The organism is Pseudomonas sp. SWRI50 (assembly GCF_014269095.1).
GTDB lineage: Bacteria > Pseudomonadota > Gammaproteobacteria > Pseudomonadales > Pseudomonadaceae > Aquipseudomonas > Aquipseudomonas kermanshahensis.
In genome coordinates, this window is the sequence record NZ_JABWRW010000080.1 from 1 (window position 1) to 351 (window position 351).

Annotated in this window: 1 protein-coding gene; it reads right to left on the bottom strand. The window is 58.4% G+C overall.

What is annotated here, in order from left to right; all coding sequences use genetic code 11:
• Positions 1 to 351: immunoglobulin-like domain-containing protein (locus HU750_RS27045; protein WP_186683396.1), on the bottom strand; the 351-nt coding region annotated here is incomplete at both ends.

Consider the following 351-nt stretch of genomic DNA (forward strand, 5'->3'; position numbering starts at 1 on the left):
GTGTTGATGTGAACGGTGAAGGTCGGTTTGACGTTTTCCGCCACCGAGACTTGATCAGCGGTGATGGTGACTTTGACCACATCGCCTTCGTTGCCTGGGGTACCCGGCTCGTCAGTGACAGTGGTGCTGACTGGAGTCTTGTCCAGAACCAGGTTTTCAAACTTCCAAGCGTCAGCACCGCTGACCGCCTGCAGGCTCTGCTCGACCGGTGGATTAGTGCCGGTGTAGACGTTGTCCGGGGCAGTCACGGTAACCGAACCGGTGGTGCCGTTGGCCGGAACGGTGATGACCGTTTTGCCGTCACTCAGGGTGAAGTACAACGGCGCGTGGTTATCGATCGGCAGACCGTCT